Origin of the sequence: Inquilinus sp. CAU 1745 (genome assembly GCF_039839375.1) — a bacterium.
Taxonomy (GTDB): domain Bacteria; phylum Pseudomonadota; class Alphaproteobacteria; order DSM-16000; family Inquilinaceae; genus JBDOQU01.
This window is the reverse complement of the sequence record NZ_JBDOQU010000013.1, coordinates 20544-42951: the sequence shown is the minus strand read 5'-3', so window position 1 is coordinate 42951 and position 22408 is coordinate 20544. Positions and strand designations below refer to the sequence as shown.

At 64.7% G+C, this 22408-nt stretch carries 18 protein-coding genes; 11 read left to right on the top strand and 7 right to left on the bottom strand.

Annotation, left to right across the window (positions count from 1 at the left end):
• Positions 1-306 precede the first annotated feature (306 nt).
• The 3 genes from AAFN89_RS14955 (at position 307) to AAFN89_RS14945 (ending at position 5495) form a co-directional block, all read left to right on the top strand.
• Positions 307-4389: a PAS domain S-box protein gene (locus AAFN89_RS14955; protein WP_347539993.1), complete on the top strand. Its 4083-nt coding sequence runs from the start codon at positions 307-309 to the stop codon at positions 4387-4389.
• A gap of 145 nt (positions 4390-4534) precedes the next feature.
• Positions 4535-5128 (top strand): SOS response-associated peptidase family protein, encoded by a 594-nt coding sequence (locus AAFN89_RS14950; protein ID WP_347539888.1) that lies wholly within the window; start codon positions 4535-4537, stop codon positions 5126-5128.
• 22 nt (positions 5129-5150) lie between these two features.
• Positions 5151-5495 (top strand): MmcQ/YjbR family DNA-binding protein, encoded by a 345-nt coding sequence (locus tag AAFN89_RS14945; protein WP_347539887.1) that lies wholly within the window; start codon positions 5151-5153, stop codon positions 5493-5495.
• Between the two features lie 11 nt (positions 5496-5506).
• Here AAFN89_RS14945 and AAFN89_RS14940 read toward each other — a convergent pair whose 3' ends face one another.
• The 5 genes from AAFN89_RS14940 to AAFN89_RS14920 all read right to left on the bottom strand — a co-directional run bounded on the left by AAFN89_RS14940 (position 5507) and on the right by AAFN89_RS14920 (position 11530).
• On the bottom strand, positions 5507-5803 hold the full coding sequence (locus tag AAFN89_RS14940) for a hypothetical protein (protein ID WP_347539886.1): 297 nt from the start codon (positions 5801-5803) through the stop codon (positions 5507-5509).
• The gene (locus AAFN89_RS14935) at positions 5766-6026 is read right to left on the bottom strand and encodes a hypothetical protein (RefSeq protein WP_347539885.1); all 261 of its coding nucleotides are present in this window, start codon (positions 6024-6026) and stop codon (positions 5766-5768) included. Before AAFN89_RS14935 ends, AAFN89_RS14940 begins: the two co-directional genes overlap by 38 nt.
• Before the next feature lie 74 nt (positions 6027-6100).
• Positions 6101-9373: an error-prone DNA polymerase gene (locus tag AAFN89_RS14930; protein WP_347539884.1), complete on the bottom strand. Its 3273-nt coding sequence runs from the start codon at positions 9371-9373 to the stop codon at positions 6101-6103.
• Positions 9370-10890 (bottom strand): DNA polymerase Y family protein, encoded by a 1521-nt coding sequence (locus AAFN89_RS14925; RefSeq protein WP_347539882.1) that lies wholly within the window; start codon positions 10888-10890, stop codon positions 9370-9372. The genes AAFN89_RS14930 and AAFN89_RS14925 overlap by 4 nt, the downstream gene beginning before the upstream one ends.
• Positions 10805-11530, bottom strand: a complete 726-nt coding sequence (locus AAFN89_RS14920; RefSeq protein WP_347539880.1) for an ImuA family protein — start codon at positions 11528-11530, stop codon at positions 10805-10807. The genes AAFN89_RS14925 and AAFN89_RS14920 overlap by 86 nt, the downstream gene beginning before the upstream one ends.
• A gap of 180 nt (positions 11531-11710) precedes the next feature.
• Here AAFN89_RS14920 and AAFN89_RS14915 point away from each other — a divergent pair, with 180 nt between their 5' ends.
• The 6 genes from AAFN89_RS14915 to qatD all read left to right on the top strand — a co-directional run bounded on the left by AAFN89_RS14915 (position 11711) and on the right by qatD (position 17270).
• Entirely contained in the window at positions 11711-12094 is a 384-nt protein-coding gene (locus tag AAFN89_RS14915) for a type II toxin-antitoxin system RelE/ParE family toxin (protein WP_347539878.1), read from the top strand.
• 4 nt (positions 12095-12098) lie between these two features.
• Positions 12099-12428, top strand: a complete 330-nt coding sequence (locus AAFN89_RS14910; protein WP_347539877.1) for a helix-turn-helix transcriptional regulator — start codon at positions 12099-12101, stop codon at positions 12426-12428.
• Between the two features lie 130 nt (positions 12429-12558).
• Positions 12559-14430, top strand: a complete 1872-nt coding sequence (locus AAFN89_RS14905) for a P-loop NTPase fold protein (protein WP_347539876.1) — start codon at positions 12559-12561, stop codon at positions 14428-14430.
• 205 nt (positions 14431-14635) lie between these two features.
• Entirely contained in the window at positions 14636-15241 is a 606-nt protein-coding gene (gene qatB / locus AAFN89_RS14900; RefSeq protein ID WP_347539875.1) for a Qat anti-phage system associated protein QatB, read from the top strand.
• Entirely contained in the window at positions 15238-16524 is a 1287-nt protein-coding gene (gene qatC / locus AAFN89_RS14895; RefSeq protein ID WP_347539874.1) for a Qat anti-phage system QueC-like protein QatC, read from the top strand. The genes qatB and qatC overlap by 4 nt, the downstream gene beginning before the upstream one ends.
• A complete protein-coding gene (qatD, locus tag AAFN89_RS14890) occupies positions 16521-17270 on the top strand; it encodes a Qat anti-phage system TatD family nuclease QatD (RefSeq protein WP_347539873.1) in 750 nt (249 codons plus the stop codon). The genes qatC and qatD overlap by 4 nt, the downstream gene beginning before the upstream one ends.
• A gap of 71 nt (positions 17271-17341) precedes the next feature.
• Here the strand turns inward: qatD and AAFN89_RS14885 are convergent, their stop codons facing one another.
• A complete protein-coding gene (locus AAFN89_RS14885; protein ID WP_347539871.1) occupies positions 17342-18694 on the bottom strand; it encodes a tyrosine-type recombinase/integrase in 1353 nt (450 codons plus the stop codon).
• A 455-nt stretch (positions 18695-19149) separates the two neighbouring features.
• Here AAFN89_RS14885 and rhuM point away from each other — a divergent pair, with 455 nt between their 5' ends.
• Positions 19150-20181 carry a RhuM family protein gene (gene rhuM, locus AAFN89_RS14880; RefSeq protein WP_347539869.1) on the top strand — a complete coding sequence of 344 codons (1032 nt, stop codon included), beginning with the start codon at positions 19150-19152 and terminating at the stop codon, positions 20179-20181.
• A gap of 21 nt (positions 20182-20202) precedes the next feature.
• Here the strand turns inward: rhuM and AAFN89_RS14875 are convergent, their stop codons facing one another.
• The gene (locus AAFN89_RS14875) at positions 20203-21102 is read right to left on the bottom strand and encodes a LysR family transcriptional regulator (protein WP_347539868.1); all 900 of its coding nucleotides are present in this window, start codon (positions 21100-21102) and stop codon (positions 20203-20205) included.
• Between the two features lie 133 nt (positions 21103-21235).
• Here AAFN89_RS14875 and AAFN89_RS14870 point away from each other — a divergent pair, with 133 nt between their 5' ends.
• Positions 21236-22399 carry a mandelate racemase/muconate lactonizing enzyme family protein gene (locus AAFN89_RS14870; RefSeq protein ID WP_347539867.1) on the top strand — a complete coding sequence of 388 codons (1164 nt, stop codon included), beginning with the start codon at positions 21236-21238 and terminating at the stop codon, positions 22397-22399.
• Positions 22400-22408 lie beyond the last annotated feature (9 nt).

The following is a 22408-nucleotide window of genomic DNA, read 5'->3' as shown; positions in this document are numbered from 1 at the left end:
ATCTCCGCGACGGGCCGGCCAGGAGCCTTTCTCTCAGCCTCCAAACCCGTCACGGTGAAAGCCGCCGTCCTCTTCCTCTCGGGGCGTTGCGGGGTGTCCCCGCAGAAGGGGTCCGGCCAGACCGTGGCTGGCCGGCAGGGGAAGGCGTTCCTCTTTAGGGCATCTCTCACGGATCACGATGGCCCCGCATGCCATTCTACGATTGAATAGGCCTGTGAAGAGGCGGCGTGTCTGCTATGGATTGAATGCCCGACCGAGTGAACCAGCACTATAGCGGTCCGACGTTAGGGTCAGGCGCCAGGCTTCATCTGCACGCTGAGGGGACCGGATCACGTCTTCGATTTCGTCAACAACGCGCACAAGCGGCTGTTCGGCGACCGCGATGCCGTCGGCAAGCCGTGGCGCGAGGCCTTCCCCGAGCTGATCGGGCAAGGTTTCGAGGAGCTTCTGGACCGGGTCTACGCGACCGGCGAGCGCTATGTCGCGCATGCGGCGCCGGCGCGGTTTCGCGAAACGCCCGAGGCGCCGGAGGAGGAGCTTTTCCTCGACTTCATCTACGAGCCGATGGTGGACGAAGCCGGGCAGATCATCGGCATCTTCTGCGAAGGCCACGATGTCACCGAAGCGCATCGGCGCCAGGAGGCGCTGCGCGAGAGCGAGGCGAGACTCGCGCGCGCGCTCGAAGCCGGCGATCTGGGCGTGTGGGAGCTGGATCTTGTCACCCATGGTGCCTGGCGTTCCCTGCAGCACGACCGGATGTTCGGGTACGATTCGCTGCTTCCCGAATGGACCTACGAATCGTTCCTTGAGCATGTCCTTCCCGAGGATCGCGATGTGGTGGACCGGAAGTTCCAGGAGGCGCTTGCCAGCGGGCTTTGGAACTTCGAGGCCCGCATCCGGCGCGCCGACGGCGCCGTGCGCTGGCTCTGGGCGCAAGGCAAGGTCGCGTTCGACGCCCGCGGGCAGCCCCGGAGCATGAAGGGCATGGTCCGCGACATTTCCGAGCGAAAGGAGGCCGAGGAGGCGCTGGCGCAAAGCGAGGCGCGGCAGGCGTTCCTGCTCAAGCTCAGCGACGCGCTGCGGCCGCTCGGTCATCCAGTCGAGATTCAGTACGAGGCTTGCCGCCTCTTGGCCGAGTGGCTCGATGTCGACCGGGCCTATTACGTCGAGATCGACGAAGCGGTGGGCGTAGCGCGAGTCGCGCGCGATTTCGTGCGTGACGGAGTGCAATCCCTCGCGGGCACGCATCGGCTTGCGGACTACGCGTGGTCCATCGCGATGCTGCGCCGCGGCGAAAGTTATGCGATCCCCGACACGCAAGCCTCCGAGCTGGTGCCAGATGCGGAGCGCTCCGCCAGCGCCGCCGTACAGCTCATAGCGAACATAGGCGTTCCGTTGATCAAGGATGGGCGACTGGTTGGAGCGCTGTGCTTGAGCAAGAGCCGACCGCGGGACTGGTCGGAGGCCGAAGTGGACCTCGTGCGCGAAGTGAGCGAACGCATCTGGGCTGCTGCCGAACAGGCGCGAGCAGAGGCGGCGCAGCGCGAAAGCGAGGGGCGCCTCCAGCTCGCTCTCGAAGCGGCATCGATCGGCACGTTCGTCTGGTATCCCGGCGAAGACCGGGGCGAGCCCGACGCGCAGATGCTTGCCCTGTTCGGGCAGCCGCCCGAGGGGGGCTTGAACCTTCAGAGCGCTCTCGAAGCCATGATCCATCCCGGCGACCGGGATCGCTACGCCGAGGCGGCTGCCCGGGCGACCAACCCCGCCGGGGGCGGCGTGCTCGACGAGGAAATCCGGCTCGTCCTGCCCGACGGAACCCGGCGCTGGGTAGCGATCAGGGCGCGGGCGCAATTCGAGGGCGATCCGCCGCAGCCCACTCGCATGCTGGGCATGGCGCTCGACATCACCATGCGCAAGCACGCCGAGGAAGCGCTTCGCGAAAGCGAGAGGCGCCAGGCGTTCCTGCTGAAGCTCGGCGACGCGCTGCGCACGCAGCCGAACGAGGACGCGGTCGTGGATGTTGCCGTTCGGATGCTCGCCGAAGAGCTGGGGCTCGACCGATGCTATGCGACCGCGATGTATCCGGCCGAGGATCGGGTGGACGTCATCCAGGAATTCCGGCGCCCCGATCTTGCGCCGATGCCCTCGCCGCTCCGCTTTTCCGATTTTCCGGAAGCAGGCAAGCGAACCTTCGATCGAACGCTGATCTTCAATGATACGGCGAACGATCCTGAGCTGACCGATACCGACAAGCACTCGCTCGCGGCGATGAGTTTCGGGGCGCTCCTCTCTTCGCCGCTGCGCCGTGGAGCAGGCAATCCGATCTGGGCCTTGGGCGCGGTGAGCTCGCGGCCGCGGCGTTGGACGCCCGGCGAGGCGGCGCTAGTGGAAGCAGCCACCGAACGCACCTGGGCGGCGGTCGAGCGGGCGCGCGCCGAGGCGGCGCTGCGCGAGAGCGAGGCGCGGTTCCGGCTGATGGCGAACGCGGTGCCGCAGATCGTCTGGATCACCGACCGGGACGGCCGCATGGAGTTCCTGAACCGGCAGTTCGTCGACTACACCGGCGCGTCCGACGAGGCGTGGACGCACGCCGAGATGGCGGCGAACTTCATGCATGCGGACGATGGCGCGGCCGTCGTCGCAGCTTTCGAGGCGGCGCTGGCGACGGGCGAGCCGTTCGAGATAGAGCACCGCATCCGCTCGGCCTCGGGCGAGGACCGCTGGTTCCTCGCGCGCGCCGAGTCCTATCGCGACCCGCAGACCGGCGAGATCACGCGTTGGTTCGGCGCGTCGGTGGACATCCACGACCGCAAGCTCGCCGAAGCCGCGCTGCGCGAGCTGAATGAGACGCTTGAACACCAGGTTGCCGATCGCACCGTCGAACTTCGCAGGTTTCGGGATATCATCGAGGCGACCGCCTCGCCGATCTGCGCCTTCGATACCGACTATCGCCTGATCGCCTTCAACAAGGCGCACAACGACGAATTCCGTCGCGTGAACGGCTTCGACACGAAGCTGGGCGACGTCTTTCCCGACCTGTTCATCCCTGAGCAGCGGTCGGTCATGCGGGCGCTGATGGACCGCGCGCTGACCGGCGAGCATTTCACCGTCACGGAGGAGTTCGGCCGGCCGGAGCTCGGCGTGCCGCTCTGGGAGATCAGTTACACGCCGCTTCGCGACGGGAATGACGTGATCATCGGCGCCTTCCACCTGGCGACCGATATCTCCGATCGCTTGCGGGCCGCGGCGGAGCTGGCGGCGGCGCAGGAGGCGCTGCGACAGAGCCAGAAGATGGAGGCGATGGGGCAGCTCACCGGCGGCGTCGCGCACGACTTCAACAACCTGCTGACGCCCATCATCGGAAGTCTCGACATGCTGATGCGCCGCGGCGTCGGCAGCGAGCGGGAACGACGCTTGATCGAGGGCGGACTGCAGTCGGCGGACCGGGCAAAAGTCCTTGTGCAGCGCTTGCTGGCCTTCGCCCGCCGCCAACCGCTACAGCCGAGTGCGGTCGATCTGAAGCGGCTGATCGGCGGAATGGCCGACCTGATCGCGAGCACGTCGGGACCCAAGGTCGACGTGCGCGTGCAATTGCCGGACGATCTGCCGCCTGTCAGGGCCGACGCCAATCAGCTCGAAATGGCGCTGCTGAACCTGGCGGTGAACGCGCGAGACGCCATGCCGGATGGCGGCGTGCTGACAATTGCGGCCACGCGCGAGTCAGTCCGCGAAGACCATCGTTCCAGGTTGCGCCGTGGACATTACGTCCGGCTCTGCGTCTCGGACACCGGCACCGGCATGGACGAAGCGACGCTTGCGCGCGCGATCGAGCCGTTCTTTTCGACCAAGGGCATCGGCAAGGGCACGGGTCTCGGCCTTTCGATGGTGCATGGGCTTGCCGCGCAGCTCAATGGCGGCCTGACCATCTCCAGCAAGCTTGGCCAGGGCACGACCATCGAGCTCTGGCTCCCCATCAGCGCCGTCACGTCTGACGACGAAGATCAACAAGTCGGCGAGAGGCTGTCTCCAAAAGCGCTCGGCACGGCGTTGCTGGTCGATGACGAAGACCTCGTCCGAATGAGCACGGCCGACATGCTGATCGACCTCGGCTTCGAGGTGATCGAAGCGGGCTCCGCCGAAGAAGCTCTGCGACTGGTCGGGGAAGGTCTCAAGCCCGACCTGCTCGTCACCGATCATCTGATGCCCGGCATGACCGGAGTGGAATTGGCCGATGCGCTGCGTTCCGGGCAGCCGGAGCTGCCGGTTCTGGTCGTCTCGGGCTATGCAGAGGCCGATGGGGTCGCGGCCGGCTTGCCGCGGCTGACAAAGCCGTTCCGGAACGCCGAGCTGGCGGCAAGTCTCGCCGCTTTGGTTCCGGCGGCGGGGTAGCGGCGGGGCGTTGCGGGGCGGCAGCCCCGCTCGAAGGGGTCGGCCGAGACCTCGGCTCGGCCGCAGGGGAAGGCTTTCCCCTCATTCCGGTTTTCCGCAGAGCCGCCATCCCGTAACGTCGCTTCCACGGAAGGACGGATCGCGGATGTGTAACGACTACGAACAACACGTCGCCTGGGCCGAATACTGCAAGATGATGCAGGCGCTGGAACTCGGCATGCCAACCCACCAAAGTGAGTTGGACCTGCCGCAAGCCGACGACATCAAGATCAACGACATGGCACCGGTTATGCGCGCTGCCGGCAACGGCATCGAGCTCGTGCCGATGAATTTCAGCTTCCCGCCGTCAGGACCACGCGGCGGCCCAGTCTTCAATTTCCGGTCCGAAGGACGGCACTTCGACAAGAGCAACCGTTGCCTGATTCCAGCCTCAGCGTTCTTCGAGTTCACGGGCAAGAAATACCCAAAGGCCAAACACCGCTTCACGCTGAACGATGCGCCGTTCCTAGCGATCGCCGGCATCTGGCGAGAGGGCAAAGATGGCGCTCCGCCCGCGTTCACGATGCTCACGACGGATCCCGGTCCCGACATCGAACCCTACCACAACCGTCAGATCGTGATCCTGCGCCCGAAGGACTGGACTGCATGGATCGACTTGACCAGACCGGAAGCCGAGTTGTTGCGGGCGTTGCCCGAAGGTTCTCTGCATGTGGAAACGGTGCGCGAAGGCAGCGACTAGACACGAGGATCGAAGAGCGATCATGGACCGAAAAGGCGTCGGAAGGGTGTGCCTGGCGTTCACAGGCGCGACCCTGGATCACCCTTGGGGCGAGGACCACGACGCCTATAAGGTCGGCGGCAAGATGTTCGCCATGATTGGGGCGATGGGCGGTTTGTCGTTCAAAGTCTCCGAGATCGCCTTCGAGGTGCTGACCGAGAGCGGCAGGGCGCGCCCGGCGCCATATCTCGCCCGCGCCAAATGGGTGCATCTCGATGATCCGAACGACTGGCCAGACGACGAACTAGCGGACCATCTGCGAGCGGCGCACACCCTGATCGCGGCCAAGCTGACGAAGAAGGTTCGGGCCGAATTGGGGCTGGAATAGCCGACCAGGCGTCAGCCGTTGTGGGTTCGGTGACGTTGCGCCATCTCGTCATCAGCGATCGAGCGAACCGTCGCGATGTCCATCTCGGCGCACGGTGACAGCCTGGCAACCTCGGCCGCCACCTTCGCCCAGTGCATGAATTCTCGTTGCTCGCCCAAGGCGCGGGAGCGTGCCGCCAAGCGCTGCGCCGCACAATAGGCGCCACGCTCATCTTGCGCGATCAGCGACCGCGCGTCTCGTTGCCAGCGGCGCCGTATCGCTCGACGGCGATCAATCCAGCCGCGAACGTGCGAGATCACGCTCCACATCAGTGCTACCTCCAGCCGGTTCCGGCGTCGTCTGGCGAAGAGCGTCTTGTTCCAGCGCCTCAAGGCGCTCCGACATGTCGAGAAGTTTGACAGCCGCTGCGGCGATCGCCTCGCCCATGGTCGGATAGGTTTCCGCGGAGCTGATCGAGGTCGCTCCCGCGAATGTCACCGTCGCTTGATACCCATTGCCCTTGGGCGTCGCCGACAAGGTGACATCGGTCATGTCCCGCATTCCATTGATTGGACTCGTGAAGCTGGACGATAGCGCCGAAACTCCGGGTGGGACAGCCGCACCGGTCAGCGGAAATCCCGCGTCTTCACCTTGATCGTGTCGATGTGCAGGTCCGGGATGTAGATGTCGCGGGTGCGCAGCCCCTTGGGCGGCAACCCGCGCGGGTCGGGCGCTGGACTGCCGTGGTGGAATTCATCGCCGCGTCCGTGCGGTAGTGGGAACGCGGCGTCGCGATCGCCGACGCTGGCGAGTTCTGCCGAAAGGTCGGTGAGCTGATGTGCGACGAGGTGTAAGACTTCGCCTTCGCGCTGGACGCGGCCGCGCACGGCGATCATGCCCGCCGACAGGACGACGCGCCGGTATTTTTCGAACATCTTTGCCCAAACGACGAGATTGGCGATGCCGGTTTCGTCCTCCAGGGTGATGAACATGACGCCTTTGGCCGACCCCGGCCGCTGGCGAACGAGCACGATGCCTGCGGTTTCAAGCCATCTCCCGTCACGCGCCTCCATCGCCTCGGTGCAGGAGACGATCCGCCGGCGCCGCAGATCCTCACGCAGGAAGGACACAGGATGGCTGCGCAAGCTTAGCCCGACATGGCCGTAGTCCTCGACGACCTCGCCGCCGGCGGTCATCGGGCGGAGGAGCACGGCGGGCTCGTCGACCTCCGGCACGGGCCCGGCCTCGCGGGCGGAAGCAGCCGCGAAAAGCGGCAGCGGTTCGTCGCGCAACGCCTTGATCGCCCAGAGCGCCTCCCGGCGGGCCAAGCCAAGCGCGGGGCCGAAGGCATCGGCCTCCGCGACCTGAACAAGGGCTGCAGTGGGCACGGAAGCGCGCCGCCAGAGGTCATCGACTGACGCGAAGGGCTGATCGGCGCGCGCCCCGACGATGGCGGCGCCGTGGGCATTGGCGAGGCCCTTGACCATCCGTAGTCCGAGCCTGACGGCAAAGCGGCTGTCGTCGCCGGTCGGCTCCAAGGTGCTGTCCCACCGCGAGGCGTTGACGCAGACGGGTCGGATTTCGACGCCATGCTGTTGGGCATCGCGCACGATCTGAGCCGGCGCGTAGAAACCCATCGGCTGCGCGTTGAGGAGCGCCGCGCAGAAGACGTCTGAGTGCCAGCATTTCAGCCAAGCGCTGGCATAGGCGATCAGCGCAAAGGAGGCTGCGTGGCTTTCCGGAAAGCCGTAGCTGCCGAAGCCTTCGAGCTGCTTGAAGGTCTTCTCGGCGAAGTCGCGTTCGTAGCCATGATCGACCATACCATCGACCAGCTTCGCCTTGAACGCCGAGACGCCGCCGGTGAATTTGAAGGTCGCCATCGACTTTCTAAGCATGTCGGCTTCGCCGGGCGTGAAGCCCGCACATTCGATGGCGACGCGCATCGCCTGCTCCTGAAAGAGCGGCACGCCGAGGGTTTTGCCGAGCACCTTCTCAAGCTCGGGCTTGGGATAGTGGACCGGCTCCAGCCCTTCGCGGCGGCGCAGATAGGGATGCACCATGTCGCCCTGGATCGGCCCGGGGCGGACGATCGCCACCTGAACGACGAGATCGTAGAAGGTGCGCGGCTTCAGCCGGGGAAGCATCGACATCTGGGCCCGGCTTTCGATCTGGAAGGTGCCGAGGGTGTCGGCCTTGCGGATCATCGCGTAGGTGCGCGGATCCTCGGCCGGGATGGTCGCGAGATCGAGGCTGATGCCTTTGTGCTCGTCGAGAAGATCGAAGCCGCGCTTCATGCAGGAGAGCATCCCCAGCGCCAACACATCGACCTTCATGAACCGCAGGCTGTCGATGTCATCCTTGTCCCACTCGATGATCTGCCGGTCGATCATGGCCGCTGGCTCGATCGGCACCAGCTCGTCCAGCCGGTCGTGGGTCAAGACAAAGCCGCCCGGATGCTGGCTCAGATGGCGCGGCGCGCCCATGAGCTGACGAGCGAGATCGAGCGCCAGGCGCAGCCGTCGGTCGTTCAGGTTGAGGTTCAGCTCCGCGACGTGTTTCGGCTCGACGCCTTCTTCCGACCAGCCCCAGACCTGGGACGACAGCATCTTGATGAGGTCCTCGGTCAATCCGAGCGCCTTTCCGACGTCGCGCAGCGCGCCCTTGGAGCGGTAACGGGTGACGGTGGAGCAGAGCGCGGCGCGGTCGCGGCCGTAGGTCTCATAGACCCATTGGATGACCTGCTCCCGCCGCTCGTGCTCGAAATCGACATCGATGTCAGGCGGCTCACGTCGCTCTTCGCTGACGAAGCGCTCGAACAGCAGATCATTGCGCCCTGGATCGATCGAGGTGATGCCGAGCACGAAGCACACCGCGCTGTTCGCCGCCGACCCGCGCCCCTGACAGAGGATGTCCTTCGAGCGGGCGAACCGCACGATGCTGTTCACCGTCAGGAAGTATGGCGCGTAGTCCAGCTTCGCGATCAGCCGCAGCTCGTGCTCCAGTGAGCGGCGCACCCGGCCGGGCAGCCCCTCCGGATAGCGCTCGGCAGCGCCCTCCCAGGTCAGCTTCTCAAGGGTCTGCTGCGGCGTCAGCGCCGGATCGTCGCGCTCCTCGGGATACTGATAGGCCAGCTCGCCGAGGGAAAAGCGGCAGCGGTCGACGATCTCATTCGTCCGGGCCAATGCCTCCGGATAGCGGCCGAACAGGCGGTACATCTCCTCGGGCGGTTTCAGATAGCGATCGGCGTGCCGCTCCCGTCGGTCGCCTAGCTCGTCGATGGTGCAGGTATGGCGGATGCAGGTCACCACGTCCTGCAGGATGCGGCGAGCGGGCACATGAAACAGGACGTCGTTGGTGACGACGGTGGCGACGCGCATCTGAGCGGCGAGATTGGAAAGCTGCCATAGCCGGAGCTGGTCGTTGGGCCGTCGGCGCAAGGACAGCGCCATGTAGGCACGGTCGCCGAAGACCTCGCGCAGCCGGCGCAGGCGCAGACCGCAGGTCTCGTCCGCCACGTCGGGAATGAGAACGGCGATCAGGCCTTCGCCATAGGCGACGAGGTCGGACCATTCGAGATGGCATTTCGCCTTGCCCGCCCGCTTCTTGCCGAGCGATAACAGGCGGCAGAGCCGCGCATAGGCCGGCCGGTCGGTCGGATAGACGAGCACGGACATGCGATCCCTGAGGTCGAGGCGACAGCCGACCACCAGGCGCACACCCGTGGTCTTGGCGGCTTCATGGGCGCGGACGATCCCGGCGAGCGAGTTGCGGTCGACGACGGCCAGCGCCTCGACGCCGAGCAACGCGGCCTGCGCGAACAGCTCCTCGCAGGAAGATGCCCCGCGCAGGAAGCTGAAGTGGGAGGTGACCTGCAGCTCGGCATATCGGCGACCGCTCATCCGAAGGTTCCATGCAGAAACCAGCGGTGGGAGCCGGTCGCGGCGTCTTCGCCATCGCCGGAGCGGAAGATCCAATAGCGCTCGCCCGCATCGTCTTCGACCTGGAAATAGTCGCGAACGGCGACCAGCTCGGCGTCGCGCTTCCACCACTCCCCGAAGACACGCTCCGGGCCATCAGCGCGGCGGACCCGCCGGCGGATGCCCCGCCAGGTGAAGGAGACGGGCGGCTGGTCAGGAAGCAACGCCACCGTTTCGATCGCTTCGGGGGAGACGAGCAGGCGCGACGGCCGCGGCCAGTGACCGGGCCAGGCCGCGCCCGTGTCGGGCGCCATCGCCGGAATGCGGCAGACGGAGCGCTCGGGCACGTCGCTGGCGACCGGCGCGATCCGGTACAACCGTCTCTCGCCGACCCGGTTCGCGAGGATGTCCATGAGGTCGGAGACGTCCGCCTCGGGCTCGTCAACGAGCGTCGTTGAAGCCTGCTTCTGAAGGAGCGGCTCTGCGACCGTCGCGGCGAGGGTCATGATTTCGATGCCAAAACCCGGCTCGATCGTCTCGATCTTTTCGCAGAGGAGCCGGGTCAGGCGCTTGACGTCCCGCACCGGCTGGGCCGTGCCGACGCGGACGGCCTGGGCGCGGTTGTCGACGCGGTGGCAGACGAGATCGAGCCGGCGCACGCCGAGCCCGTTCGTCTCCAGCGCCTCGCAGAGCTGGACGACGAGCTTGCCGATATTGCGGGCGATGGTCTCGGCGGCGCCGATCGGTTCTGCAAAATTGCGTCGGACCTCGATCAGCTCCGCCGGGCGGATCGGCTCGATGGGCTCGCTGACACGGCCGAGCGCCTGATCCAGACGGCGGCCGAGCTCAGGTCCGAACCGCAGTGTGAGCGGCGCGCGCGGCTGCTCCAGGAGATCGGCGATGGTCTCGAAGCCGAGCACGCGCAGGCCGGCGACCACGTCAGGCGGCAAACGCAACGCGGCGAGCGGCAGCGGCGCGATAGCGGCCGAAACCGATCCCGGCGGGATGATCAACGTCGTCCGCGCGGCGAAGCGGGCGAGCGCATGGGCCGCGCCCCAGGTTTCGGCGATTGCGCCGCGCGCTGCCACGCCAGACGCGGCAAGCCGATCGACAAGCCCCGCGAGCATCGCGAGTTCGCCACCATGGAGGTGGTCGGCGCCGGTCGAGTCGATGACGATGCCGTCCGGCGGATCGGCGGCAACGACCGGCGCGTAGCGCAGCATCCACGCGGCGAGCCGATCCAAACCCTCGGCATCGCCAGCCGGATCGGCGTCTTGAATGACGAGGCCTGGGACCAGAGCCTGGGCCTTGGTCGCGGCCATCCCGACGCGCAGGCCCGCTGCTTGAGCCGCTGCGGACGCGGCCAGCACCACACGCCGTCTCCCGTCACGGCCGACTAGGACGAGCGGCGCCTCAGGCGGAGGCGACGCGTCGCCGGACTTCCTTCTGACCCGATCCGTGGACCAGGTGGGAAGGAAGAGCGAGACGACCCGTGTCATCGCAGGCCTCCAAGGTGAAATCTGCGCTTTCGCCCGCGCGGCAACGGACCAACTCGACCAGCCAGCGGGCCCGTCCGACGCCCGGCACGGGCAAGGGTGTCGATGGCAGCACCGATATTCGCCAGCGTGTGGTTGCGGCGGTCGGCTGGCCGAAGTCGGTCGCCTCGGTCTGGCGCCGCCACCGGCGCACCGCGATCCCGATCGTTCCCGATTGCTCAGCGGCGAGCTGGAGGCGCCGCGAGGCGGTCATCGACAGCCGCGCCACCTCGGCGACGACCGCGCCCAATCCCCCGTGCCGGAGGCCTTCTTCAAAGCAGGCCAGCACCGTCTTGTCGTCCCCGGCTTCGACATAGATGGCGCGGTCGGACGAGAGGCCAGCCTGGGCGAGCGCCGGGGCGAAAAGGTCGGGACGCGTCATGCACCAGAGCACCTTGCCCTTCGTGCGAGCGGCCACGCCGGCGGTAAACAATGCCGCAGCCGCGCCGTCAACGGCGCCGTTACCTCCGCCCGCCACCTCGTGCAGGGCGCCCAAAGCCAGACCGCCGGCGGGGAGTCGCGAATCCAGTTCGGCGATCCCGAAGGGGAGCACCGATTTTGCGCGCCTGTTTTTGCTTTCGATCTTTTGGATCTGGGCGCGCAAGGACTCTATGGCGGGCTCGGGCCGCACGTTTGACGTACACCTCCTGAAACAGACGGATCAGCATGTTCACTATCTGTTCTATCGTCGATGGTTCAGAGTCAAGGGTCGACTGTCGTAAATCCATCGGCGAACACCTGTCGAAAGCCTTGAAAGATTATCCCGAAAGTGGGATATAAGGCGATGGCTCGCGCGATGACGGCAGGTGAGAAGCCGCTCGATTGGGTGGGTTCATCCAAAAAGGACTTTCTCGGCTTTCCCGAGCCGGTGAAGGACGAGATGGGCAACGCGCTGGGGTTGGCGCAGTTCGGAGGCAAGCATCCGTCGGCCAAGCCCTGGAAAGGTCAGGGCGCAGGTGTCTTCGAGGTGGTCGAGGACCATTCGGGCAACACCTACCGGGCGGTCTACACGTTACGCTTCAAGGAGGTTGTCTACGTGCTGCACGCCTTCCAGAAGAAGTCGCCAAGGGGAATCAGGACGGCGCAGGTCGATGTCGATCTCGTCGAGCGGAGACTGAAGGCCGCGCAACAGGATTATGAGGCTCGTTATGATAGGCCGAGGCGCTGAGACGATGAAAGACGACGAAACGATCACGCGCGGCACCGGTAATGTCTTCGCTGATCTCGGTTATGCGGACGCCGGTGAACGACAGACCAAGCTGCGTCTGGCGCACGCCATCAACGACGTGATCGGCCGTCGACGACTTACGCAAGCGGCCACGGCCGAAAAGCTCAACGTCAGCCAGCCAAAGGTCTCAGCGCTGGCCAACTACAAGCTGGACGGCTTTTCGGTCGAACGGCTGATGACCTTCCTGACCGCGCTCGATCAGGACGTCGAGATCGTGATCAAAAAGAAGCCGCGTTCCCGTCCGGCTGGTCGAATCTCTGTGGTTGCAGCGTAGTTGTGCTGACACACGCACTTCGTGCTACGCAGTCAGTAAACTAGCGCAGCGTCATTTTTGAAAGTGGTGTTCGCTGCTGGCATTCGAGTGTTTCCGGAGAGTGGCTCCGTAATGTCAATGAACGGAGCGTATGGTGTGGGCTGATAACGAGACGACACGAGATTTTCTGAATTTCTCTGGCGTCGCCGATACAGTGGCGGAGATTATCGTACAGGCGCGCGGCCGACCGATATCGATCGGCGTATCCGGCGCCTGGGGCATTGGGAAATCCTCGCTAATAAAGCTTACGCAAGCGTCGTTGGCAGCGCGGCCCAACAAGGACGGTGACCGCGACTTCATCTTCGTGGAGTTCAACGCGTGGCTCTACCAGGGCTACGATGATGCCCGCGCAGCGCTGATGGACGTGATCGCCACCAAGCTGCAAGATGAAGCGGCCAAGCGCGAGACCGCGATCGACAAGGTCGCAAGCATTATGAAGCGCGTCCGCTGGCTGCGCGGCGCTAGGCTCGTCGCGGGCGATGCCGCAGCGCTGGCGCTTGGCTTGCCACCGGTCGGGCTGCTCGGCGGCGTCTGGGGACTAGGCAAGCGAGCGCTCGATGGCGTGGACGCTGAGGAGTTGGACGAAGCGCAGAAGAAGGTGGGTGATGCCGCCGCCGCCGCCGGTGGTCTGCTCGCCGCTAGAGCCGAGACCTCGCCGCCGAAGGAAATTCAAGCGCTGCGCGACAGCTTTGAGGAGGCGCTGGAGGAGTTAGGCGTCACATTGGTTGTGCTTATTGACGACCTCGATCGCTGCTTGCCACCGACGACGATCTCCACCCTGGAAGCGATCCGCCTTTTCCTGTTTCTGAAGCACACGGCATTCGTAATCGCCGCCGACAATGAGATGATCAAGCACGCCGTGCGCAAGCATTTCGAGGGCGTCAACGACGACCTTCTCGTGACCAACTATTTCGACAAGCTCATCCAGGTGCCGATCCGTGTGCCCGGCCTAGGCACTCAGGAAGTGCGCGCTTACATGATGCTGCTGTTCATTGAGAACAGCGACCTTGCCGAAGACGTGACGGAGAAAATCCGTGTCGGCGTCTGTCAGCAGCTGCGACAGACTTGGCAGGGTAAGCGCGTCGACCGCGCGTTCGTTCAATCGCTTCACACAGCATTTCCTGACGAACTGGTAGGCAAGCTCGACACTGCGGATCGCCTCGCGCCGTTGATGACCTCAGCCTCCGGCATCTCCGGCAATCCGCGCTTGATCAAGCGCTTTCTCAACGCGCTTGCCATCCGAATGACGATTTCGCGGGCGCAGGGCGTAGGCGTGGACGAAGCTGTACTGGCGAAGCTGCTGCTGTTCGAGCGCCTCGGCAATCCGAAAGCCTACTCCGAGCTGATCGCCGCCGCGAGCGCGAGCGACACCGGCAAGCCTGCGTTTCTCGCTGACTGGGAAGCCAAGGCGACAGCCGGTGCCGAACTTGAGCTCCTACCGCCTTGGGATGACCCGTTCGTCGTGGAATGGCTGACCCTTCCGCCGGCCCTGGCCGACTTGGACCTGCGGGGTGCATTGTACGTTAGCCGCGAGCACGCACCGCTGATCACCCCCGGCGATCGTCTGTCGTCGGACGCCGCCGACCTGCTGTCGGCCTTGCTCGAGCACCCCGACATGGCCGCCTCATTGAAGGCGCGATTGGTCAAGGTAGCGAGGGCTGAGACAACCGTCATGATGGATCGCCTCCTCGATCGAGCGCGTCAGGAACAGGCATGGGGCGTTCCGCCAATCCTGGAGGCTTGTCTCGCCATGTCGGACGCAGACCCGACCCAGGGGGCCCGTCTGGCCGCCTTCCTGCGCGAGCGGCCGAGCGCCCAAATCGAGCCGAACATCGTGCCGAAGATTGGAGACCAATCTTGGGCTCCAGGCTTGTTCCGGGCTTGGGAGAGCGGCGATGTGAGCAAGCCGGTGAAGGCAGCCATCAAGAAGCGGAGGGATAATGGGAACGTCGCAGTCCAGTAAAGGTCCGGGGGCGGGCGTTTCGATGGTGCCGTCTTGGGTAGACGATCCACCGCCCGAGGCACCGACGGCCGACGAACCGGCGGCTGACGACGGGTCGCCAGCGCCCGCCGCTGTCCCGCAGCCGGCACCGTTGGCGCCAGATCGTCGCTGGATGGGAGTCAGTCGAAGCCTCGGCGACTACGCGAGCACTGGCGACACACGGGCGATGCGGCGCGGTTTCGGGCACTACGTGCGCAGCGGCTACGGCGGTGCTGGGACGGCCGCGCGCCGAATGAGAGGAACAGCGGCGACCGCCAGCGCGCTTGGCGGCGCCTTGGCGGGACTAGCCGCCGGCAAGCCTGCAGCACCGGGGAGTTCGCTCGATCCTGCTCTGCTAGCCGGCCGTTCAGCCGATGAGATTATGGATGCCGTAGTTGAGGCGGTCAGACCGGTGGATGGCACGCAAGACGCCGAGGCCGCACGCGCGGCGATCCGGGATGCCCTGTCTGAGCTGCTTACCCGCTTTCCGGACGCGGATCTTCTCAACCTCACGCCCGAACAGCGGGAAATGGCGATCGAGCGCTTTACAGCGCACGATGTCTTTCGCCGTTTCGACCTCGATGTCGGCCAGACCATTCGAGAGAAGGCACCCAGTGCCACCACGGCACTTTCTCGGCTGAAGCAAGCTCGGGACTACGTCAAGGAAACCGTCGCTGCGGCCTTTCGTAGACTGCGGGAGGCCGGCCGCGTCCTGACCGCGGGTCGTATCAGCGAGGTGGTTCGAGCCGCGCTCCGCGAGACTTTTGATGTGTTCGAAGGATATGCGGAATGAGGCTGGTCTGCGCGCCGGAGGACTTTCCGTTCCAAGAGAATGGAGCGCTGAACGTCGTCCTATACGGCCGACCCGGCTTGGTGGAGGACGGTCGCTCGGCCCGGGCCAGCGCTGGTCAAGCCGCGAGAACGGACTTTCTGCGTGCGCGGCTCGAAGCCGCACCCCGCGCGTGGGATCTGCTGTCGTTGGCACTTGCCATTGTGGCCGCCGATCTGGCCGTCTGGCGTTCGCAAAGCGCCGACGGATGGACGCGCGAGATCGAGCTGACGGTGGCCGTCGCCGACGCGGCGTTCTGGAACAGCCAGGCCACAGCCTTAGAGACCGCCCTCAAGTTCCTGTCGACTGACCGCTGGCGGCTGACATTCATTGACGGTGGCATGCAGCCGGCACCGCCGCGAGACCCAATTCGCCCGGACCAGGATGGCGTGGTGCTACTGTCTGGCGGACTCGACAGCCTGATCGGCGCAATCGATCTCGCTAGCTCCGGCCTCAACCCGCTCGCGGTCAGCAACATCGTTCGCGGCGACGGCGACAACCAAGCCGGTTTCGCCGCGGCGATTGGGGGCGGGCTAAGTCATGTCGCGCTCAATCACAATGCGACGCCGCCTTGGACGAAAGAGGCTTCGCAACGCGCGAGGTCGTTGATCTTCATCGCGTTTGGCGTGCTGGCTGGGACGTCGCTTGCCGCCTACCATGATGGTGGCGAAGTGCCGTTCTACGTCTGTGAAAACGGATTCATTGCGATCAATCCGCCTCTGACCGGCTCACGATTGGGAAGTCTCAGCACACGCACGGCCCATCCCGAGTTCCTGAACCGAATCCAAGACGTGTTGGACGCGGCGGGACTGCGCATCCGGATTAAGAATCCCTACGAGCACAGCACCAAAGGTGAGATGCTGAAGGGCTGCGCCGACCAGACGTTGCTGAAGGCGCTCGCGGTGCAATCGGTGAGCTGCGGCCGTTATCGCGTCTTCAACTACAAGCATTGCGGTCGATGTATGCCGTGCCAGATTCGGAGGGCCGCCTTCCATGCTTGGGGCGAACCGGACACCACCTTCTACAAGTTCGCCCCGCTCGGTCGTAACGATGGGGATCACTCGAATTTTGACGACGTCCGATCCGTGGCGATGGCGATCGCTGAGGCTCGGTCAGACGGGTTCGACGCCTGGTTAGGGTCCGCACTGGCCTACCCACGAATGGGCGATCTGGCGCCGATAAGGGCCTTGGTTGAGCGTGGTCTTGAAGAGTTGGCGACGCTGCACAAACACTACGGCGTCAAGTGATCGACTTCCATTGCCACCTCGATCTTTACCCGGATCCTCATGCCGTTGCGCGTGCCTGCGCGGAGAAGGGACTCTACGTCCTGTCCGTCACTACCACGCCGTCAGCTTGGTCCGGCACCTCGGCTCTGACGAGGGGCGCATCGCGCATACGAACGGCGCTAGGCATTCATCCCCAGCTGGCGCATCAACGTAAGGGAGAGATGGCGATCTTCGAGCGTCTCATTCCGGAGACACGCTACGTCGGTGAAATCGGGCTCGACGGCACGCCCGAGTTCAAGAGGCACTGGGAAGACCAAATGCTGGTTTACGGCCGCGCGCTAGATATGTGCAGAGCTGCGGGGGGACGTGTGCTGTCGATACATAGCCGGCGCGCGGTTACCCCGGTCTTGGACGAACTGCAAGCTCGACCTGGGGTCGGCACGCCGATCCTGCATTGGTTTTCCGGCAGCAACCGCGAGCTCGCCCGCGCAATCGAGGTTGGGTGCTGGTTCAGCGTCGGACCCGCAATGTTGCGTGGAGACAAAGGCAGAGAGCTGACGAAGCGAATGCCGAAAGATCGGCTGCTGCCCGAGTCTGATGGCCCGTTTGCGCAAATCGACGGGCGCGCAGCTTGGCCCTGGGAGGCTGGAAACGTGATCAGCGAACTCGAGAAGCTGTGGGCTCAGCCTGCGGCCGAAGTCGAGTTGCAGCTTATGGAAAATTTGTCGCGTGTTGGGCGGCTCGCCGGACCTGCGTCGGCAACTTGAGATAGCATAGCCGCTGATTGGCTTGCTGCCGTTGACGGGCATTCCCGTCAACGAACCGACCGCCGCTCGCTTTAGGCTGCCAGACGTTGGGCTTCGCCTTCCGGCTCCACGGCCGCCTCGGCCAGGAAGCTTGCCAGCGCTGCCTTGCGGGAGTCACGATCGAGCGCATAGGCGGTCTGTTTGAACTCGATGCCGTCGAGTAGTCCCTGGATATACCCAGAGATAGTGTCCGCGGCCATAATCAGCGCCGTGTCGAGCGAATGAATGTACTTGCTCGTAACCGAGCCCTTGGCATGGCCAACTAGCGCCGCGATCGTAATTTCGGTGAACCCGAGATCGTTCGCGATACTTGCGAAGCTGTGACGGAGGACATGCGGCGTCACGTCCGATAGCGGAGAATTGGCGAAGATCTGTTCCCAATGGTTGGCGAAACCGCCGAACGCACCATCATCCGCTCGCGGGCCTGGAAACACGTATGTGCCGGTGCGATGCTTCCTCCTCTCCTCCAGATATTCGATCACGGGCAGACCGATCGGACGGATCGAGGCGCCTTCCTTGCTCTCGACTAGGCGCAGGCAACTGGAATCCGTATCGGCCTCCGTCCACATCAGCCTTATCATCTCGCTGCGGCGGCAGCCGGTCAGGGCGATCTGGCGGATGATGTCCACGGTCATCGCATATTTCTCATTTACGGCAGCTGTCCTGAGCATCTGGCCGAGGATGCGGTATTCCGCCTCGGTGAGCCGACGGTCGCGCACTCTGTCCTTCGGCTTGCGGAGGCCGTGGGCGGGGTTGTGTTCAATGATGCCAGCCTCGATGGCGTAAGTGAGGATGCCGCCGAGCAGCCCGACCGTTCTGGTCGCTGTTCCAGCTCCGCCGCGCACGATGGCCCTGCCGCGCAGCTTCTTTGTTTTGACGGAAGCGCGCGTCTTCCCGGCCATGATGTCCTTCATGACCTTGTTGATGTCGGCCTTGGTGAGATCCTTCACCCTGCGCGTGCCGATCAGCGGGATGATGTGCCGATGGATGCGACCGGTGTCGGTGCTGGCGGTCGTTGGCTTTTTTGGCCGCCCGCCCTTCCCGAGAATGAGGCCGGCCTCAAGATCGGCGATATAGAGGGTACACAGTTCCTTGACGGTGATGGCCTTGTGATCGAGCTGCCGTTCTTCGGCGGGATTGTCACCCTGGGCGACCTTTCCAAACTGGACCTTCGCCTCCTGACGGGCAGTTTCGGGCGTCCAGACGCCGTGGAGGCCGATCGTGTAGCGGCGTGAGCGGCCGCTCGCACGATACTGGATGACGTAACTCCGCTTGCCGGACGTGAAGACGCGGAGACCGAAACCCGGTAGTTCGTCATCCCAGAGGACGTAATCCTTCTTCCGGGCCTCGGCGGCATCGACGACCCGCTTGGTGATCTTAGCCATCACGTTCTCTCCGCTTGACGCCGACCTCTCGCGTAAGCACCACGTAAGCACGCGGGCGGAAATCGCAGCGTAATTTCGGATAGGAACGTGATGCCCCTTTCTCGGGAAGTCCAGTGTTTTCAGCTAGATAGCGTGCCATAGCGTGCCCTATCGCGTTATTCGGATGGACAGTCTAAATTGCTCCGAAGGCAGAGGTCACAGGTTCGAATCCTGTCGGGTCCGCCAGTCTTTTCAGAGACTTAGCAAAATTCGCTCCCTCATCTGCGGTGTTTTTGGCACAGTTCCGGTGCACTGAGTCGCTTATCGCCGACGGCAATCAAATGAACGCGCAGTCGTTCAGCCGCATGGGGGCGATCGAGATTCCTTAGCATCCGGGAGCAGATACAGAGGTTGGACGAGTGTCCGGCTGTGAAAGTTGCTATAATGTTCTCTTTCAAATGAGTCGGACGACCTTGATGACTGCCGATGAAAGTGAGCCTGTGCATCTGGTGGAAGACGTAGAGACCGGCGACCGGTTCCTCGTCTATGGAGCCGATAAGGGACTGCAACTCGACATCCGCTATGAGGGTGAGACTCTTTGGATGTCACAGGCGCAAATCGGCCAACTCTTTGGCCGTGATGTCTCGACGGTGTCGCGACATATCGCCAACGTGTTCGAGGAAGGCGAACTGGACGAATCGACTTCTTTGCAAAAAGTGCAAACAACCACAGGTCGGCCAGCGACTGTCTATAATCTCGATGTTGTGATCTCCGTTGGCTACCGCGTATCCTCGACGCAGGCGACCATGTTTCGCCGATGGGCGACGGGGGTGCTGGTCCAATTCGCGAGGAAAGGCTTCGTGGTGGACGCCCCTCGCCTCAAGCAGCCTGAAAATATCGACCGGGTAGCTGAGCTACGCGAGATAATCCGTGATATTCGCTCCGACGAAGCGAATGTGTACCGTGAGTTGCGCAGAATTTGCGCCATGTGCCAGGACTATAATGGCACTACCGAAGCCGCGCGTGAGTTCTACCAGCGGACGCAAGCCAAGCTGGTCTATGCGGTTACATCCCAAACGCCAGCGGAAATTGTCGCCCTCAGAGCAAACCATGAATCCGAGAACATGGGTTTGCATACTTGGCAAAACGACCACATCAGAAAAGCTGATGTTACCGTCTCAAAGAACTACCTTGCCGAGGCGGAGATCAGGGAGCTGAATCGCCTTACCACAATCCTGCTCGACATATTCGAGGACCAACTCGATATGGGCAGGCTTGTGGTGATGCAGGATGCCCAAACCCTTCTGGACCAGCAGTTGCGCCAGCTTGGGCGAGCCGTCTTGCGATCCGGCGGCTCCATGAAAGCCTCCGACGCAAAGCGCCTTGCTGAAGCGCAATATGAGGAATTCGATCGGCGGCGAAAACTTGAGCGTCAACAGGAAGCTGACGAACGCATCGCAGCCTTGGCGAAAGAAGCGAAAAAGCTTCCGAAGACGCCGCGCCGGTAGAAGATGAAAGGTGGCAGAGGCCTATGATGCCTCCACCACCGCCTCCCACAGCGCCTCCGCCGTGGCGCTTTGCCTTGCGATGGGGCGGAAGAGGCGGATTTGCAGGGGGATGTGGAGGGTTTCGTCGCCGGCCTCCACGAGATGGCCGGTTTCCAGATCGTGTTCCGCGAGCGTGCGGGGCAGCCAGGCGACGCCTTCGCCGGCGCGCGCCATCGACAGCAGGGTGGCGGCGAGGTGGGAGATGAAGGCCGGCTCCGGCCAGGCGTCGCCCCCTGACGGGCGGTTCGCCGCGACGATGCGGCCGAGGCCGGATTCCGGGCTGTAGGCCAGCCGCCGCGCGGGCGCGCCCGGCTTGCCGGTCAGCGGCCAGAGCGGGCGGCCCTCACCGTCGGGGGCGCTGAGCGGCAGCAGAACATCCGTCGCCACGACGGCGCTGGCGAACCGCTCCGGGTCCAGCCGGCAGGGTGCGCTCTCGTGATGGTGGCATAGCAGGAACTGCGCCTCTCCGCGCAGCATCACCTGCTCGCAGGCCTGCATGCTGTCGGAGATGAGGTTGAGCGCGCCGGATGACGCCGCCTGGCCCTGTTCCCTGATCCATCGGGGGAAGAAGGTGAAGGAGAGGGCGTGCGTCGCGGCGAAGGAGAGGGCGGCGCTCTCCCGGCCGGCGACGTCCAGCGTCTCCCGGCGGAGCTGGTGGAGGTCCCGCGCCAGCGCCTCCGCGCGCGGCCGGAAATGTTCGCCGGCCGGGGTCAGCGAGACGCCGCGCGGCGTGCGGAGGAACAGCGGCGCGCCGATCCAATCCTCCAGCGCGCGGATCCTGCGGCTGAAGGCCGGCTGCGTGACGTTCCGCGCCTCCGCCGCGCGGGAGAAGTTCCCGGTCCGCGCCAGCGCGGCGAAATCCTCAAGCCAGGTCAGTTCCATCCGCCCCGGTTTCCTCCGTTCCCGTTTCCTCTGCGATGCCCGATGCGCATGGCGGGTTCCGCAATCGGCATTGGCCCTTCAGGTCAGCCGGCAATACCCTCCGGCCGATCATTTGAGCCGGAGCATAGACCAGATGCGCATCGTCGAAGTCCTCGAAGTCACCAAGCCCATCGCATCGCCCATCCGCAACGCCTATATCGATTTCTCGCGTATGACGGCGAGCCTCGTCGCGATCGTGACCGACGTGGTGCGCGACGGGCGGCGGGTCGTCGGCTACGGCTTCAACTCCAACGGCCGCTACGGGCAGGGCGGGCTGATCCGCGAGCGGTTCCGCGACCGCATCCTGGAGGCCGCGCCCGAGACGCTGCTGGACGATGAGGGGACGAACCTGGACCCGGCCCGGATCTGGGCCGCGATGATGGCGAACGAGAAGCCGGGCGGACATGGCGAACGGTCCGTTGCGGTCGGCACGCTGGACATGGCGGTCTGGGACGCGACCGCCAAGATCGCCGGAAAGCCGCTCTTCCGGCTGCTGGCCGAACGGCACGGGCGGGAGGCCGACCCGCGGGTCTTCGTTTATGCCGCCGGCGGCTACTACTATCCCGGCAAGGACGATGCGGCGCTCAGGGCGGAGATGCGCGGCTATCTCGACCGCGGCTACAACGTCGTGAAGATGAAGATCGGCGGCGCGCCGATCGAGGAGGATCGCCGGAGGATCGAGGCGGTGCTGGAGGAGATCGGCAGCCAGGCGCGGCTGGCGGTGGACGCCAACGGCCGGTTTGGGCTGGAAAGGGCGATCGCCTACGCCAAGATGCTCCGCGACTATCCGCTCTTCTGGTACGAGGAGGCGGGCGATCCGCTGGACTACGCGCTCCAGGCCGCCCTGTCGGAATTCTATCCGGGGCCGATGGCGACGGGGGAGAACCTCTTCTCCCACCAGGATGCGCGCAACCTGCTGCGCTATGGCGGGATGCGGCCGGACCGGGACTGGCTCCAGTTCGACTGCGCCCTGTCCTACGGGCTGGTGGAATATCTCCGCACGCTCGACGTGCTGGCGCAGTTCGGCTGGTCGCCCGAGCGCTGCATTCCCCATGGCGGCCACCAGATGTCGCTCAACATCGCCGCCGGGCTGGGGCTGGGCGGCAATGAGAGCTACCCGGACCTGTTCCAGCCCTATGGCGGCTTCCCCGACGGTGTCCGGGTGGAGGACGGCCATATCGTGATGCCGGATCTCCCCGGCATCGGCTTCGAGGGCAAGAGCGACCTGATCGCCGAAATGCGCAAGCTCGCGGAGTAGAGGCACCGG